The 16,059-nt window shown below is 74.3% G+C and carries 14 protein-coding genes, 1 tRNA gene and 1 pseudogene; 13 read left to right on the top strand and 3 right to left on the bottom strand.

Annotation, left to right across the window (positions count from 1 at the left end):
• Positions 1-127 precede the first annotated feature (127 nt).
• The 7 genes from G8D98_RS15215 (at position 128) to proB (ending at position 9,388) form a co-directional block, all read left to right on the top strand.
• Positions 128-2,113 (top strand): S53 family peptidase, encoded by a 1,986-nt coding sequence (locus G8D98_RS15215; protein ID WP_166105296.1) that lies wholly within the window; start codon positions 128-130, stop codon positions 2,111-2,113.
• Between the two features lie 148 nt (positions 2,114-2,261).
• Positions 2,262-3,020 carry a TIGR03936 family radical SAM-associated protein gene (locus G8D98_RS15210; RefSeq protein WP_166105293.1) on the top strand — a complete coding sequence of 253 codons (759 nt, stop codon included), beginning with the start codon at positions 2,262-2,264 and terminating at the stop codon, positions 3,018-3,020.
• A gap of 148 nt (positions 3,021-3,168) precedes the next feature.
• Complete coding sequence (locus G8D98_RS15205; RefSeq protein ID WP_166105290.1) at positions 3,169-5,880, top strand: Rne/Rng family ribonuclease; 2,712 nt, start codon at positions 3,169-3,171, stop codon at positions 5,878-5,880.
• Between the two features lie 143 nt (positions 5,881-6,023).
• On the top strand, positions 6,024-6,332 hold the full coding sequence (rplU, locus tag G8D98_RS15200) for a 50S ribosomal protein L21 (RefSeq protein WP_166105287.1): 309 nt from the start codon (positions 6,024-6,026) through the stop codon (positions 6,330-6,332).
• A gap of 32 nt (positions 6,333-6,364) precedes the next feature.
• A complete protein-coding gene (gene rpmA / locus G8D98_RS15195) occupies positions 6,365-6,631 on the top strand; it encodes a 50S ribosomal protein L27 (RefSeq protein WP_166105284.1) in 267 nt (88 codons plus the stop codon).
• Positions 6,632-6,728: 97 nt separating this feature from the next.
• Positions 6,729-8,252, top strand: coding sequence for a GTPase ObgE (gene obgE, locus G8D98_RS15190; protein WP_166105282.1), 1,524 nt, complete (start codon positions 6,729-6,731; stop codon positions 8,250-8,252).
• Positions 8,249-9,388 (top strand): glutamate 5-kinase, encoded by a 1,140-nt coding sequence (gene proB, locus G8D98_RS15185; protein WP_229661907.1) that lies wholly within the window; start codon positions 8,249-8,251, stop codon positions 9,386-9,388. Before obgE ends, proB begins: the two co-directional genes overlap by 4 nt.
• A gap of 28 nt (positions 9,389-9,416) precedes the next feature.
• Here the strand turns inward: proB and pdxY are convergent, their stop codons facing one another.
• A complete protein-coding gene (pdxY, locus tag G8D98_RS15180; protein WP_166105280.1) occupies positions 9,417-10,280 on the bottom strand; it encodes a pyridoxal kinase PdxY in 864 nt (287 codons plus the stop codon).
• Positions 10,281-10,363: 83 nt separating this feature from the next.
• Here pdxY and G8D98_RS15175 point away from each other — a divergent pair, with 83 nt between their 5' ends.
• Positions 10,364-11,656: a glutamate-5-semialdehyde dehydrogenase gene (locus G8D98_RS15175; RefSeq protein WP_166105277.1), complete on the top strand. Its 1,293-nt coding sequence runs from the start codon at positions 10,364-10,366 to the stop codon at positions 11,654-11,656.
• Here G8D98_RS15175 and G8D98_RS15170 read toward each other — a convergent pair.
• The gene (locus G8D98_RS15170; RefSeq protein WP_166105274.1) at positions 11,641-12,726 is read right to left on the bottom strand and encodes a glycosyltransferase family 2 protein; all 1,086 of its coding nucleotides are present in this window, start codon (positions 12,724-12,726) and stop codon (positions 11,641-11,643) included. The genes G8D98_RS15175 and G8D98_RS15170 overlap by 16 nt on opposite strands.
• 554 nt (positions 12,727-13,280) lie before the next feature.
• Between G8D98_RS15170 and G8D98_RS15165 the strand changes: the two genes are divergently transcribed.
• From G8D98_RS15165 to G8D98_RS15145, 5 genes are all read left to right on the top strand, one after another.
• On the top strand, positions 13,281-13,502 hold the full coding sequence (locus G8D98_RS15165; protein WP_166105264.1) for a threonine/serine exporter family protein: 222 nt from the start codon (positions 13,281-13,283) through the stop codon (positions 13,500-13,502).
• Positions 13,503-13,513: 11 nt separating this feature from the next.
• Complete coding sequence (gene nadD / locus G8D98_RS15160) at positions 13,514-14,098, top strand: nicotinate-nucleotide adenylyltransferase (RefSeq protein ID WP_268238624.1); 585 nt, start codon at positions 13,514-13,516, stop codon at positions 14,096-14,098.
• Positions 14,095-14,475, top strand: coding sequence for a ribosome silencing factor (gene rsfS, locus G8D98_RS15155; RefSeq protein WP_166105269.1), 381 nt, complete (start codon positions 14,095-14,097; stop codon positions 14,473-14,475). Before nadD ends, rsfS begins: the two co-directional genes overlap by 4 nt.
• Positions 14,472-15,131: a histidine phosphatase family protein gene (locus G8D98_RS15150; RefSeq protein ID WP_166105266.1), complete on the top strand. Its 660-nt coding sequence runs from the start codon at positions 14,472-14,474 to the stop codon at positions 15,129-15,131. The genes rsfS and G8D98_RS15150 overlap by 4 nt, the downstream gene beginning before the upstream one ends.
• A 66-nt stretch (positions 15,132-15,197) precedes the next feature.
• Positions 15,198-15,273 (top strand) — tRNA-Ala (locus G8D98_RS15145).
• Positions 15,274-15,643: 370 nt separating this feature from the next.
• On the opposite strand, the pseudogene G8D98_RS15140 reads toward G8D98_RS15145, so the two are convergent.
• Positions 15,644-15,937 (bottom strand): annotated as a pseudogene (locus G8D98_RS15140) (integrase core domain-containing protein); the annotation flags it as partial.
• Positions 15,938-16,059 lie beyond the last annotated feature (122 nt).

Below are 16,059 nucleotides of genomic sequence, written 5' to 3'. Positions count from 1 at the left end.
TGACACCCGTCATGGTGGGTGCCCGCGTTCGCGGTGTTCGTTGGGACCGCCCCACGCGCTGTCCGTCCGGCCCGATGGTCGAGCGCGTGGGGTGCACGCCACACCCACACCTCCGGGAGGTCCATCCGTGTCCGCATTCACACGTAGCGCGGTCGCGCTCGTCGGCGCCTCGGCGCTGGCCGCCGCGACCGCGGGAGCGGCCCTGGCCGCGCCCCACGGCTCCGGCCGCCACCAGGTGAGCAAGGCCCCCTCGTGGGCCGCGCACGCCCGGGCGCAGCGCTCCACCTCCGCCACGGCGCAGGCGCACGCCAAGATCTGGCTGGCCTCGCGCAACCAGGCGGGCCTGGAGAAGCTCGCGCAGGCCGTCTCCTCGCCCGACTCCTCCTCCTACGGGCGCTACCTGAGTGCAGGGCAGTACCGGGCGAGCTACGCACCGACCACCGCCAGCGTGCGCGCCGTCGAGAGCTGGGCGAAGGCGGCCGGGCTGCACGTCGACGGCGTGGGCAGCGACAACCACTTCGTGTCGGTCTCCGGCAGCACCGATGCCGTCTCGTCGGCGTTCACCGCCGACCTGCGCACGTTCACCGTCGACGGTCACACCGGCACCGCCCCCACCTCCGCGGTGACCGTGCCCGACGGCATCGCCGGCTCGGTCCTCGCGGTCACCGGTCTCGACACCGTGACGCACTGGACGACGCCGGACCTCGAGGGCGACCAGGGCACCCCCCAGGCGGACGCCACGACGACGACGTCCCCGAGTGACCTCGGCCCGCCGGACGGGTACGTCAACTCCGGTCCGTGCTCGGCGTACTACGGGCAGAAGGTCGACCGCACCGACCCCGCCTTCGAGGGCAAGCACCTGCCCTACGCGGTGTGCGGCTACGTGCCCGGCCAGCTGCGCTCCGCCTACGGCGTGACCGCGAGCCGGCGCACCGGGAAGGGCGAGACGGTCGCCATCACCGACGCCTTCGCGGCGCCGACGATCCGCAAGGACGCCAACACCTACGCCAAGCGCCACGGCGACCGGGCCTTCCGGCGCGGGCAGTTCAGCCAGTCCAACGACACCGACTACGACCCGACGCGGGTCGAGGAGTGCGGCGGCAACGGCTGGTTCGGCGAGGAGACCCTCGACGTCGAGGCCGTGCACGGTATGGCGCCCGACGCGAACGTCCGCTACTACGGGGCCGCCAGCTGCTACGACGACGACCTGCTGGCCGCGCTGGCCCGGATCGTCACCGAGAACAAGGCCTCGATCGTCTCGAACTCCTGGGGTGAGCCGACCTACGTGACGATCGACGGGACGGTCTACACGACGATCGACCAGTCCCTCGTCGACGCCTACGAGTCGATCTTCCTCCAGGGCGCGGTCCAGGGGATCGGGTTCTACTTCTCCTCGGGCGACAGTGGCGACGAGGGGGAGAGCACCGGCGTGGTCTCGCCCGACTGGCCGGCGGCCGACCCCTGGGTGACGGCGGTCGGCGGCACGGCGCTCGCGGTGAACAAGCGCGGCCAGCGGCAGTTCGAGACCGGCTGGGGCACCGAGCGGTACTCGCTCGTCGACGGCACGTGGAGCCGCGACGGGTTCCTCTACGGCGCCGGTGGCGGCTGCAGCGACGTGTTCGACAAGCCGTTCTACCAGTACTTCGCCCGGACCGGCTGCTCGATGCGTGGCGTGCCCGACGTCGGCCTGGACGCCGACCCGACGACCGGCATGCTCGTCGGGGAGACCCAGGTGTTCGACGCCCCGACGAAGTTCGGCCAGGGCACCCGCTACGGCGAGTACCGCATCGGCGGGACGAGCCTCGCGGCACCGCTCTTCGCGGGCATCCAGGCAGACACCCAGCAGACGCGGCGTCGGATCGGCTTCGCCGACCCGCTGCTGTACCTGCTCGGCAGCGTTCGCGGTGTCTTCGACGACGTCCGGCCCGAGGGCGACCCGGGCAACGTGCGGGTCGACTACGTCAACGGCCTCAACGGCAGCGACGGCACCCGCAGGACCGTGCGGACCTTCGATGACGACTCCAGCCTGACCACCGCTCGCGGCTGGGACGACGTCACGGGGGTCGGCGCGCCGACCGCCCGCTACATCAAGGCGGCGTCCGGCCGCTGGTGACCGGCAGGACGCAGACGGAGGGCCCGGCCACGTGCCGGGCCCTCCGGCGTCCGGCCGGCCGCCACTCGGGGGCCTGCCGCCCGGGCGCCTGCCGTCCGCGCGCCGCGGATTGGGCCCGAGGGGACGCCCGCTCCTACGCTGGGGCGCCATGGCCCGCCAGCGCACTCCCGAGGGACCCCCGCCGCCGCCGGCGGTGCAGAAGCTGCGCATCCGCTACGCCAAGCGCGGGCGGCTGCGCTTCTCCTCGACACGCGACTTCTCCCGGGCCCTGGAGCGGGCACTGCGCCGTGCGGGCGTGCCGATGGCCTTCTCCGCCGGCTTCCACCCGCACCCGCTGATCTCCTACGCCAACGCGGCACCGACCGGGACGGCGAGCGAGGCCGAGTACCTCGAGATCCGCCTCGCCGAGCGCGTCGCGCCGGAGGCGGTGCGGGACGCCCTCGACGAGGCGCTGCCCGACGGCCTGGACGTGCTCGAGGTCCGCGAGGCCGCACCGGGCGCGCTCGCCGACCGGCTCGAGGCCAGCGAGTGGGAGGTGCGCCTGCGCGGTGTCCGCCCGCCGCAGGTCGAGCCGGCGCTCGCCGCCTACCTCGCGCTCGAGCGGGCCGAGACCACGCGGGTCGTGAAGTCCGGGCCGCGGACGTTCGACACGCGCGAGCCGGTGCTGGACCTGAGGGTCGCGGGGGTCGGCGAGGACGGGTGTGCGATACTGCGGATGGTCGTACGGCACACCACACCGTCCGTACGCCCCGACGACATCCTGACCGCACTCCGGGCGGTCACGGGTCTCGCGCCGCCGGTCCCGCCCCTGGTGACCCGGCTGGCACAGGGCCCGCTCCGTCCGGACCGTGCCGGGGTGGCCGACCCGTTGGCCACCGACGAGGAGGTCGTCGGCCCCGAGGGGTGACGCGCCGCCCGCGCGAGCCGCTCCGGGGCAGCAGCGACTTCCGTGCGGCTGGCCCGCACGATCCGATCGCACACCGCGGTCGACGAGGGAGCGCCCCAGGGCGTGTCCCGGTGTGGTCGCCGGCCCGCGGGTGACGAAAGGGGCCGACATGGCTTCCGACACCGACCCGAGCACCCCCACCGCCGCCGAGCCCGCGACCCTGCCGGTCGAGACCGCTCCGGCCGACGGAGACGACGCCTCGAGCTCGTCCACCGGCGCCACCAAGACGCGCAAGCGCGCCACGAAGAAGGCCGCGCCGGCGGCCGAGCCGCCTGCCGCGCCGGCAGGCGAGGACGCGCCCGCGGAGGCACCGGTCAAGGCCCCCCGCAAGCGGGCGACCAAGGCGGCGAAGAAGAGCGCCACGGCCCCGCCGGCCGAAGAGGCAGCGGGCACGAGCGCTCCGCCGCAGGAGCCCACCCCGCCGGAGGCCGCCCCGTCGGGTGAGGGCTCCGGCCCGGCCTTCGGCCTGCTCTTCCAGCCGCCCGAGCCGGCGGTCGCCCCCCGGCGCCGCCGGGCCACCTCGCCCGCACAGGCCCCGAGCGACGCGCCACGCAGCCCCGAGCCGGCCGCTGCGAGCGAGGACGAGCCGCCCGCCCGCGACGCCGCCGCGGAGGGCGAGCCGTCCCCGACGGCAGAGACCGCCGACGCGGAGGAGGGCGGCTCGCGCCGTCGCCGGCGCGGTGGCCGGGGTCGCCGAGGCCGGGGGAGCAGCGACGAGGAGCAGCCCGCGAGCGGTGATGCCGCGCAGGAGAGCGCCTCCGAGGAGGGCGGCTCGCGCCGGGGCCGCGGCACCAAGGGCAAGCAGGCCGAGAGCGCCGAGACGCCCGAGCCGTCCGACGGTGAGGGCGAGTCCTCCTCGAGCCGCCGTCGGCGCCGTCGCCGGCGCGGCGGGTCCGGGGGCGGGGAGTCCGACGACCCGCCCGGCACCGTGACGCGGGTCCGCGAGCCCCGCTCGGACCGCGAGCCCACCGCTGTGAAGGGCTCGACCCGCCTCGAGGCCAAGAAGCAGCGCCGCCGCGAGGGTCGCGAGGCCGGCCGGCGCCGCACGATCATCACCGAGGCCGAGTTCCTCGCCCGCCGGGAGAGCGTCGAGCGGGTCATGGTCGTGCGCGGCCGCGAGGGCCGCACCCAGATCGGGGTCCTCGAGGACGGCGTCCTCGTCGAGCACTACGTCTCGCGCGAGACGACCGCCTCGATGGCCGGGAACGTCTACCTCGGCCGGGTGCAGAACGTCCTGCCGTCGATGGAGGCGGCGTTCGTCGACATCGGCAAGGGTCGCAACGCCGTCCTGTACGCCGGTGAGGTCAACTGGGACGCCGCCGGGCTCGAGGGCGGCCAGGCCAAGCGGATCGAGAACGCGCTCTCCTCCGGCGACACCGTCCTGGTCCAGGTGACCAAGGACCCCATCGGGCACAAGGGCGCCCGGCTGACCTCGCAGGTCTCGCTCCCGGGACGCTTCGTCGTCTTCGTGCCCGAGGGCTCGATGACCGGCATCTCCCGCAAGCTGCCCGACACCGAGCGCGCCCGGCTCAAGGGCATCCTCAAGGAGCTCGTCCCCGACGGCGCCGGCGTCATCGTCCGCACCGCGGCCGAGGGCGCCTCCGAGGAGGACCTCAAGGCCGACGTCGAGCGGCTCGTCAAGCAGTGGCAGCGCATCCAGGACAAGGCCGCGTCGGCCCGCGCGAAGAAGTCCGGCAGCGGCGGGGCGCCGGTGCTGCTGCACGGCGAGCCCGACCTGACCATCCGGGTCATCCGGGACGTCTTCACCGAGGACTTCGCCTCGCTCGTCGTCTCCGGTGAGCGCGCCTGGTCCGAGGTCAGCGAGTACGTCGAGGACGTCGCGCCCGACCTGGCCGCGCGGGTCACCCGGTGGACCGCGGACGAGGACGTGTTCGCGGCGCACCGGATCGACGAGCAGATCGCCAAGGCGATGGACCGCAAGGTCTGGCTGCCCTCGGGCGGTTCGCTCGTCATCGACCGCACCGAGGCGATGACCGTCGTCGACGTCAACACCGGGAAGTTCGTCGGCTCGGGGGGCAACCTCGAGGAGACGGTGACCAAGAACAACCTCGAGGCGGCCGAGGAGATCGTTCGCCAGCTGAGGCTGCGCGACATCGGCGGCATCATCGTCGTCGACTTCATCGACATGGTCCTGGAGTCCAACCGCGACCTCGTCGTGCGCCGCCTCCTGGAGTGCCTCGGGCGGGACCGCACCAAGCACCAGGTCGCCGAGGTCACCTCGCTCGGGCTCGTCCAGATGACCCGCAAGCGCGTGGGCTCCGGGCTCATCGAGGTCTTCTCCGAGCCGTGCGAGCACTGCGGCGGGCGCGGGATCGTCGTCCACACCGAGCCGGTCGAGCGCGGTGGCTCCGGTGACGGCGGCGGCGGGTCCCGGTCGCGCGGCCGCCGTGGGGGCGGCTCGGGGTCGAAGGACTCCGGCGCGTCCGAGGGCGAGAAGGCCGACAAGGCCGGCACGGGCCCCTCCGCCGCGCAGATCGCGGCGGCGGCGCACGCCGCAGCCCTCAAGCACACCGACCAGAGCGACGTCGCCGAGCAGGTCGCGGCCGAGGTCGCCGCGCTCGCCGGTGCCGAGCCCGAGGAGCAGCCGGCGCCGCCGGCGGAGCCGGTGGTCGCCGAGGCTGAGGCCGAGCCGGCCCCGGTCGCTTCCGAGGCCGAGCCGGCCCCGGTCGCCTCCGAGGCCGAGCCGGCCCCGCAGACCGCTCCCGCCCGCCGCCCGCGCCGTCGTCGCGGCCGGGTCGTCGCCCCGGCCGGGCCGCCCACCGCGGGTGAGCCGGCGCAGAGCGTGGCGAGCGGCGACTGACCCCGAGGGGATTTGGAGCCGGCCCCGCGCCGCCGGTACCCTGGTCAGCCGGTGCGCCCACCGCGCTGGTGTCCCGTGTCGTCCACGGGGTCGCGACCGGCCGGTCCGAGAGAGCGCACCCGACGAAGGAAGTGAGAACGAACGTGTACGCGATTGTGCGCGCAGGCGGTCGGCAGGAGAAGGTCTCCGTCGGCGACACCCTGCTGATCGACAAGACGACCGGCGAGGCCGGCGACACCATCCAGCTCCAGCCGCTGCTCGTCGTCGACGGTGGCACCGTGACGAGCGACGCCTCCAAGCTGGCCAAGGTGACGGTCACCGCCGAGGTCGTCAAGGCCGCCAAGGGCCCGAAGATCACGATCATGAAGTACAAGAACAAGACCGGCTACCGCAAGCGCCAGGGGCACCGCCAGCCGCTCACCCAGGTCACGATCACCGCGATCGACGCCTGACCCGCTCGGACCTCACGGACAGGACTTCAGACATGGCACACAAGAAGGGTGCGTCCTCGACCCGCAACGGTCGCGACTCCAACGCCCAGTACCTCGGCGTCAAGCGCTACGGCGGCCAGGCCGTCAAGGCCGGCGAGATCCTCGTCCGCCAGCGCGGCACGCACTTCCACCCCGGTGACGGCGTCGGCCGCGGCGGCGACGACACGCTGTTCGCGCTCGTCCCCGGTGCCGTCGAGTTCGGCACCCGGCGCGGCCGCAAGGTCGTCAACATCGTCCCGGCGGCCGCTGCCGCCGAGTGACGCGTCGCCGGGCCCGGTGCCCGGCACCACGTACCACGTCGTGAGGGGCGGGCCACACACGGCCCGCCCCTCACGCAGTCCCAGGAGAGCAGCACCGATGGCGACCTTCGTCGACCGCGTCGTCCTCCACGTGGCAGCCGGCAGCGGCGGCCACGGGGTGGCCTCGGTGCGCCGCGAGAAGTTCAAGCCCCTCGGGGGCCCCGACGGCGGCAACGGCGGCCACGGCGGCTCCGTCGTCCTCGCGGTGGACCCCCAGGCCACGACGCTGCTGGACTACCACCACAGCCCGCACCGGCGCGCCGAGAACGGGCGTCCGGGGGCGGGCGACGAGCGCAACGGGGCCGACGGTGCCGACCTCGTGCTCCCGGTGCCCGAGGGGACGGTCGTCAAGAGCGCCGACGGTCGGGTCCTCGCCGACCTCGTCGGCGCCGGGACGACGTTCGCCGTCGCCCGCGGCGGGCGCGGCGGGCTGGGGAACAAGGCCCTGGCGAGCCCACGCCGCAAGGCGCCCGGCTTCGCCCTCCTCGGCGAGCCGGGGGAGTCGCGCGAGGTGGTCCTCGAGCTGAAGTCCCTCGCCGACGTCGCGCTCATCGGCTTCCCGAGCGCCGGCAAGTCCTCGCTCGTCTCGGTCCTGTCCGCGGCCAAGCCGAAGATCGCCGACTACCCGTTCACCACCCTCGTGCCCAACCTCGGCGTCGTCACCGCCGGCAGCGAGCGGTTCACCGTCGCCGACGTCCCGGGGCTCATCCCGGGCGCGAGCCAGGGCAAGGGCCTCGGGCTGGAGTTCCTCCGGCACGTCGAGCGCTGCTCGGTCCTGGTCCACGTCGTCGACTGCGCGACCCTCGAGCCCGGGCGCGACCCGATGACCGACCTCGAGGTCATCGAGGAGGAGCTGGCGGCGTACGTCCCCGACGACAGCCTCGGGGGCCGGCCGCTGTCCGAACGCACCCGGGTGGTCGTGCTCAACAAGGCCGACGTCCCGGAGGCGCGCGAGCTCGCCGAGATGGTGGCCCCGATGCTCGAGGAGCGCGGGCTCGAGGTGCACATCGTCTCCGCGGTCGCCCACGTCGGCCTGCGCGAGCTCTCCTTCGCGCTCGCCCGTCACGTGGCCGAGGCTCGCGCGGAGCTCGAGGAGCAGGTCCTCGAGCGGCCCCGAGTCGTCCTGCGGCCGAAGGCGCTCGACGACTCCGGGTTCCGGGTGACCCGGGAGAACACGCCGGAGGGTGAGGTGTTCCGGGTCACCGGGGAGCGGCCCACCCGGTGGGTGCGCCAGACCGACTTCGCCAACGACGAGGCCGTCGGCTACCTCGCCGACCGGCTCAACCGGCTCGGCGTCGAGGAGGCGCTGCTCGCGGCGGGCGCGGTGGCCGGCTCGACCGTGCTCATCGGCCCGCAGGAGGACGCGGTCGTCTTCGACTGGGAGCCGACGATGAGCAGCGGCGCCGAGCTGCTCGCCGGGCCCCGGGGCAGCGACCTGCGCCTCGAGGACGCCGGCCGCAAGACCCGGGCCGAGAAGCGGGAGGAGTTCCACGGCCGCAAGGACGCCCAGAGCGCCGCCCGCGACGAGCTCGCCGCCGAGCGCCGGGCCGGTCACTGGTCGAGCGCGTCGGACGGGGAGTGAGCGCCGTGGAGGACACCGCCGCCGGGTTGCGGCGCTCGGTCGGCGAGGCGCACCGCCTCGTCGTCAAGGTCGGCTCGTCCTCCCTGACGAGCCCCGGCGGCGGGCGGCTCGACGAGCGTGCCCTCACCGACCTCGTCGACGTCCTCGCTGCCCGGCGGGTGGCGGGCGGCCAGGTCGTCCTCGTCTCCTCGGGCGCCATCGCCGCCGGCATCGGGCCGCTCGGCCTGGGGCGGCGGCCGACCGACCTGGCCACCCAGCAGGCGGCCGCGTCGGTCGGGCAGGGCGCGCTCGTCGCGGCCTACCAGGCGGCCTTCGGCCGACACGGGCTGACCGTCGGGCAGGTGCTCCTCACCGCCGACGACACGACCCGCCGCAGCCACTACACGAACGCCCGGCGCACCCTCGAGCGGCTCCTCGAGCTCGGCATCGTGCCGATCGTCAACGAGAACGACACCGTGGCCACCCAGGAGATCCGCTTCGGGGACAACGACCGGCTCGCCGCGCTCGTCGCGGACCTCGTCGGCGCCGGCGGGCTCGTGCTGCTCACCGACGTCGACGCCCTCTACGACGGCCCGCCGTCGCGCGGTGGTGCCCGCCGGGTTCCCCTGGTGACGACGAGCGCCGAGCTGGACGCCGTGACCATCGGCGGTACCGGCTCGGCGGTCGGCAGCGGCGGCATGGTGACCAAGGTGGAGGCGGCCGGGATCGCCGGCGGGGCCGGCATCCCGACGCTGCTCACCAGGCTGCCCGACGTCGGGGCCGCGCTCTCCGGGGCCGACGTGGGTACGGTGTTCGCCCCCGCAGCGGCCACCCAGGCGTCGCGCAAGCGGTGGCTCGCCCACGCGACGACGGCGCGCGGGCGCCTCGTCCTCGACGACGGTGCGGTCTCGGCGCTCACCGACCGCCGCAAGTCGCTGCTCCCGGCGGGCATCACGGCGGTCAGCGGCTCCTTCGCCGCCGGCGACCCCGTCGACGTCTGCGCCGCGGACGGGCGGGTCATCGCCCGGGGCCTGGTCAACTACGCCTCCGGCGAGCTGCCCCGCCTCCTCGGGCGGTCCACCCGCGACCTCGCCCGCGAGCTGGGGCCGGCGTACGAGCGCGAGGTCGTCCACCGCGACCACCTCGTCCTCCTCTGACGCCCGGGCCTCGCCCCCGGCCTCGAGGTCAGCGCAGGCGCTCGACGTCGAACTGCATCCGCGGACGGGCGATCTCCTCCTGGCTCTGGACGAGCTGCAGCTCGCGCCGGCCGGAGTCCAGCGTGCGCTGGAGCAGGTCGAACACTGAGGAGACCGTGCGCCCGAGCGCCAGGCCGGCGTCGCCGGTCTCGAGCAGGTGTGCCGTGAACAGGGCCGCGGTGACGTCACCGGAGCCGTTGGCCTTGAGCGGCAGATGGGGGGTGCGCACGATCCACGCACCGTCGCCGTGCACCGCGAGCATCTCGATGGTGCCCTCCGGCCGGTCCGGGCGCAGCACGCTCGTCACGAGCACGGTGGAGGGGCCCATGGCCCGGGCGGCCTCCACCGAGGCCAGCGTGGAGTCCAGGTCGTCCGGCTCGGTCTCGGTGAGGAACCCCAGCTCGAACTGGTTCGGGGTGATCAGGTCCGCCTGCGGCACGACCCGCTCACGCAGGAGGACCGGGATGGCCGGGTGGACGAAGCAGCCGGACTTGGCGTTGCCCATGACCGGGTCGCAGGCGTAGATCGCCCGGGGGCTGGCCGCCTTGGTCCGAGCGACGGCGTCGAGGATGACCTCGCCGATCTGCTCGCCCCCCTGGTAGCCCGAGAGCACCGCGTCGACCTCCTCGAGCGCGCCGCGCTCCTGCACCCCGGTGACCACCTCGCGCACGTCCTCGGGTGCCATGAGCGGCCCGCGCCAGGCGCCGTAGCCGGTGTGGTTGCTGAAGTGGACGGTGTGGACGGGCCACACCTCCACCCCGAGGCGCTGGAGGGGGAAGACGGCGGCGGAGTTGCCGACGTGGCCGTAGGCGACCGAGGACTGGATGGACAGGATCGTCGTCACCCTGCCCATCCTGTCACCGCCCGGGCGGCGGGCGCGGGCGGTCCGGTGGGCGGAGGCCGCCCCCGCCCACCGGCACGACCTACCCTGGGCTCATGGCCGAACCCACGACCGCTCCGGACGCCGCCGACACCGCGCAGGTGCGGCGGGTCGCCGAGGCCGCCGCCACCGCCTCCCGCCGGCTCGCCCTGCTCTCGCGGGCGGAGAAGGACGCCGCCCTCGAGGCACTCGCGGACGCCCTCCTGGCGGCCACCGACGAGGTCGTCGCCGCGAACGAGCGCGACCTCGACCGTGGTCGCGCCGAGGGCATGGCCGGCTCGCTGCAGGACCGCCTGCGGCTCGACCCCGACCGGGTCGCGGCGGTGGCGCAGGCGCTGCGCGACATCGCCGCCCTGCCGGACCCCGTCGGGGAGGTGGTGCGCGGCTCCACCCTCGCCAACGGCCTCCAGATCCGCCAGGTGCGCGTCCCGATGGGGGTCGTCGGGATGATCTACGAGGCCCGCCCGAACGTCACGGTCGACGCCGCCGGCCTCGGGCTGAAGTCCGGCAACGCCGTCGTCCTGCGCGGGGGCAGCGCGGCCGCCGAGACCAACCGGGCACTCGTCGGCGTCCTGCGCCGCGCCCTGGAGGCCCACGGGCTGCCGGCGGACGCGGTGAGCCTGCTCGAGGGCGGCCACGGCGTCGTCCGCGCGCTGATGACCGCGCGGGGCCTCGTCGACCTGCTCATCCCGCGAGGCGGGGCCGAGCTCATCCAGGCGGTCGTCACCGGCTCCAGCGTGCCGGTCATCGAGACGGGTGTCGGCAACTGCCACGTCTACGTCGATGCCGGCGCCGACCTCGAGGAGGCGCTCGCGATCGCCGTCAACGCCAAGACCCACCGGCCGAGCGTGTGCAACGCCGCCGAGTCCCTCCTGGTCCACCGCGACGTCGCGGACGCGTTCCTGCCCAAGGTCCTCGCCGCGCTGTCCGCCGAGGGCGTGCTGCTGCACACCGACCCGGTGGCCTCGGCGAGCGCGGAGGCGGCCGGGGTCCCGCACGACCCGGCCACCGAGGAGCACTTCGCCACGGAGTTCCTCGGCCTGGAGATGGCCGTCGGCGTCGTCGAGGACCTCGACGGCGCGATGTCGCACATCCGGCGGTTCGGGTCGGGACACACCGAGGCCATCGTCACCGAGGACCGTGCCGCGGCCCGCCGGTTCGTCGCGGAGGTCGACGCGGCCGCGGTCATGGTCAACGCGAGCACCCGCTTCACCGACGGGGGAGAGTTCGGCTTCGGCGCCGAGATCGGCATCTCGACCCAGAAGCTGCACGCCCGCGGCCCGATGGCGCTGCCGGAGCTGACGAGCACGAAGTGGGTCGTCGAGGGGGACGGTCAGGTCCGCGTCTGACCGCCGGCCGCCCGCCGGGGCGGCGGATGCCCCGCGTCCTCGCCCGGCCCGCCCGGCTCGACGTCGTCGGCCGGCTCGTCCCGCACGTCGTCCCGCACGGGGACGACGTGCGGGCGTACCGGTGCCCGGACCTCCTCGAGGCTGTCGTGGGCCACGAAGTAGCTCGGGCGGGCCTGGAGAGCCGTGTACGTGCGTCCGACGTACTCCCCGAGGATGCCCAGGGCGAGCAGCTGCACGGCGCCGACCCCCGCGACGATGACGACCGTCGAGGTCCAGCCGGGGAGGGTGTCGCCGAGGAGCATCGCCACGACCGCGTACACGAGCACGGCGAGCGCGCCCAGGCCGCCGAGCAGGCCCAGCCATGTCGCGAGCCGCAGCGGCACGATGGAGAAGCCCGTGACGCCGTCGAGGGACAGGCGCAGCATCCGGGCCAGGGGGTACTTCGACTCACCGGCGGCCCGGCGCTCGCGGCGGTAGCCGACCGAGGCGCTCGGGAAGCCGAGAGCCGGCACGACGAGGCGGAGCACCCGGCCCTGCTCGGGCAGCGCGCACACCGCCTCGACGGTGGCCCGGGACATCAGCCGGAAGTCGCCCGCGTCGACGTGCGCGTCGACGTCGGACAGGGCGCGGATGGAGCGGTAGAAGGCGCGTGCGGTGACCCGCTTGAACACCGAGTCGCTCGAGCGGTCCTCGCGCACGCCGTAGACGACGTCGACGCCCTCCTCACGGGCGACCCGCAGCATCGTCCCGATGACCTCCGGCGGGTCCTGCAGGTCGGCGTCGATGGTGACGACCCACCGTCCGCGCGCCCGGGACAGGCCGGCCGAGATGGCCGCCTGGTGCCCGGCGTTGGCGCGCAGCCGCAGCACCCGGACCTCCGGCCACTCCCGGCGCAGGCGCTGGAGGAGCACGGGGGTGGCGTCCCGGGAGCCGTCGTCGACGCAGAGGATCTCGTAGGGCACCCCCCAGGTCTCGGCGACCGGGCGCAGCCGCTCGACGAAGAGGGGCAGCACCGCCTCCTCGTCGAACATCGGGACGACGACGCTCAGCTCCGGGGTGGGCTCGGCCATGACGTCCAGGGTAGGGGCCGACCCCGTGCCCCGGCTGTGTGTGGCCGTGCACGGCCTGTGCACGTCGGAGGGCCCCCGAGTATGAGATTCGGGGGCCCTCTCCGGCGCCCTGTCGCCGGGGTGACTCGAGCCGGTCGGTCCCTGCGACGAGGCCGCACAGAGGTCTGCCACGCGACGGTGGCGCCGCCCGGTGGGCGAACTTCGACTCCGGGCCGTCGGCCGCGGCACCCGCGCCGTCGCGCGCGGCGCACCGCCCCGGTGGGGGACGGTACGGCCCCGTCGCGGTCTCCCGCGAGCGAGGTCGGTGTGCCGTTATCCGAACGACCCGCCCCCGGGACGACTACGGCCCGAAGGCCTTTCGCACCGGTGCCGCCGAGGGGGCGCGAGGACTGTTCTAGTCGCCCCGGGCCCACCGGTGCAAGCGGTTGTGAGCATCTTCTTCGGCCCCCACGGGGCGATGGCGTGTCGTCCACAAGCGGTGGTGCTCGGCGGCGCCGTCGTGCACAGCCCTGTGGACGAAATCCGTGGACAACCGGGACGGTAGGGTGGTCCGCATGTCGACGACCGCCGTGCTCATCGCTGCCGAGGAGGCCCACCGGGAGCTCCCGATCCCCCCGTGGCTCGTCGGCGTCCTCGCGATCCTCGCCTTCGCCTTCCTCCTCGGTGTCACGTGGTCCTTCCGCGGCACGCACCACAAGTACGCGCCCCCGCCCGCCGCCGCCGGCGAGCCGGAGCGCGAGGAGGCGCACTGGCCCGAGCACCCGGGGCACCACTGAGCGAGGTGCCGTTGCGGGTCGGGGTGATGGGCGGGACGTTCGACCCGATCCACCACGGCCACCTCGTCGCCGCCTCGGAGGTCCAGGCGCTCTTCGGGCTCGACGAGGTCGTCTTCGTGCCGACCGGCCGGCCGTGGCAGAAGGACGCCCGTGAGGTCTCGGCGGCCGAGCACCGCTACCTGATGACGGTCATCGCGACCGCCTCGAACCCGCGCTTCACCGTCTCCCGGGTCGACATCGACCGGGAGGGGCCGACGTACACCGTCGACACGCTGCGCGACCTGCACGCCGAACGCCCGGACGCCGAGCTGTTCTTCATCACCGGCGCCGACGCGCTCGCCCAGATCCTGTCGTGGAAGGACGCCGACGCGCTGTGGCGGCTCGCGCACTTCGTCGGTGTCACCCGGCCGGGCTACGTCCTCAGCGAGCTCGGGCTGCCGGCGGACGGGGTCACCCTCCAGGAAGTGCCGGCGATGGCGATCTCCTCCACCGACTGCCGCGAGCGGGTCCGGGACGGCGAGCCCGTCTGGTACCTCGTGCCCGACGGCGTCGTCCAGTACATCTCGAAGTACCACCTCTACCGAGGAGCACCGTGACCGCCACCGACCACGCCCTCGAGCTGGCCCGGGCCGCCGCGCACGCGGCCTCGGACAAGCTCGCGACGACCATCACGGGGATCGACGTCTCCGACGAGCTCGCGCTCACCGACGTCTTCGTCATCGTCTCGGCCGAGACCGAGCGGCAGGTCGGCTCGATCGTCGACGAGGTCGAGGACGTCCTGCGCGAGCGTGGGTCCCGCCCGCTGCGGCGCGAGGGCCGGCGCGAGGGCCGGTGGGTGCTCATCGACTTCGGCGACATCGTCGTGCACGTCCAGCACGACGAGGAGCGCGAGTTCTACGAGCTCGCCCGGCTGTGGCGCGACTGCCCGATCGTCGACCTCGGGGTCGTCGGCACCGAGCAGGGCGGGCGGTGAGCGCCGGCCCCGGTGGCCCCCGGCGGCTCGTCGTCCTCCGCCACGGCGAGACGACGCACAACGCGGCCGGCATCTGGCAGGGCCAGCTCGACAGCCCGCTCTCGGCCCGTGGGGAGCAGCAGGCCGCCGCCGTCGGGCCCGCCCTGGCGGCGCTGCGCCCCACCCGGGTGGTCACCTCGGACCTGCAGCGGGCGCGCCGTACGGGCGAGAGCGTCGCCCGGGCGTGTGGTGTCCCGCTGCACGAGGACGCCCGGCTGCGCGAGATCCACGCGGGACGCTGGCAGGGGCTGACCAACGCGCAGGTCACCGAGCGCTGGCCGCAGGAGCGGGCCGCCGTGCTGAGCGGCGAGGACGTCCGCCGCGGGGGGGACGGCGAGACGATGGCCGACGTCGTCGCCCGGGTCGCGGAGGCGCTCGAGGAGGTGCTCGGGGCGATGGGCGCGGGGGAGTGCGTCGTCGTCTCGACCCACGGGGCTGCCGGACGGGCCGGCGTGGGGTGGCTGCTCGGGCTGGAGCACCGGGTCGCCTGGCGGGTGCTCGGCGGCCTCGGCAACTGCCACTGGGGCGAGCTCGTCGAGGGGCGAGACGGCTGGCGCCTGCAGGCGTGGAACGCCTCGGCGGGCGCCGGCGGGGCCGGCCCGGCGACGCCCCCCTGAGGCCGATTTGGGTGACCACCGGGGCGTAGGTAGACTTCCCGTCGCCCCTGCGGGGGTCACCCACTCGGGGCTGTAGCGCAGTTGGTAGCGCACCTCCATGGCATGGAGGGGGTCAGGGGTTCGAATCCCCTCAGCTCCACCAAAGGGTTCTTATCAGAACCCTGGATCGTGGGTAGACCGCCCGCCGGATTCGTCCGGCGGGCGGTTTCGCGTTTCGGCGCGTCGTCCGTGGCTCCTTGGGCACTGGCGGAGGCGCGGTCGAGGAGGGCGTCGAAGGGTCTGTTTAGGTCGACGTGGAGGCGGCGTTCCCGGGTCTCGTCGTCCTCTTCGATCACGATCCGGGTGAAGAAGGCTTGGTTGAATAGGCGACGGATGTCGCCGTTGGCCTCGAGGTAGGCGGCGTGGCAGTCACGCAGGAGGTCGAGGACTTCGGTCAGGGTGGTTCGGGCGGTCTCGTAGCTGGTCTCGACGTCGGCGAGCGGGACTGCTGCACCGATAGGTGACAGGTTGGGTCAGGCGGCCTGAGTGGCCGGTGTGGTCATGATCGTCTCGTACTCGATGGGGGTCAATCGGCCGAGGGCGTCCTGCCGTCGGCGGCGGTGGTAGGTCCGTTCGATCCAGGTGACGTTGGCGATCCGGAGCTCGTCGCGGGTGGTCCAGGTGCGCCGGTCGAGGACGTTCTTCTGGAGCAGGGAGAAGAAGCTCTCCATGGCGGCGTTGTCGCCGCAGGCGCCGACCCGGCCCATTGACCCGACCATGTCGTGACGGTGGAGTGCGCGGACGTGCTTCCTGCTGCGGAATTGGCTGGGTTCAATCGATCGTTGCACCACCGGCTTGTGGGATGGACTGTAGTTGCTCGGCGAAGGCCTCAGCTGGGGTCTTCCAGCCGAGGGTCTTGCGGGGGCGGCTGTTGAGGGTGGCGGCGACG

Origin of the sequence: Phycicoccus endophyticus (assembly GCF_011326735.1) — a bacterium.
GTDB lineage: Bacteria > Actinomycetota > Actinomycetes > Actinomycetales > Dermatophilaceae > Phycicoccus > Phycicoccus endophyticus.
This window is presented reverse-complemented; position numbering and strand designations above follow the sequence as displayed.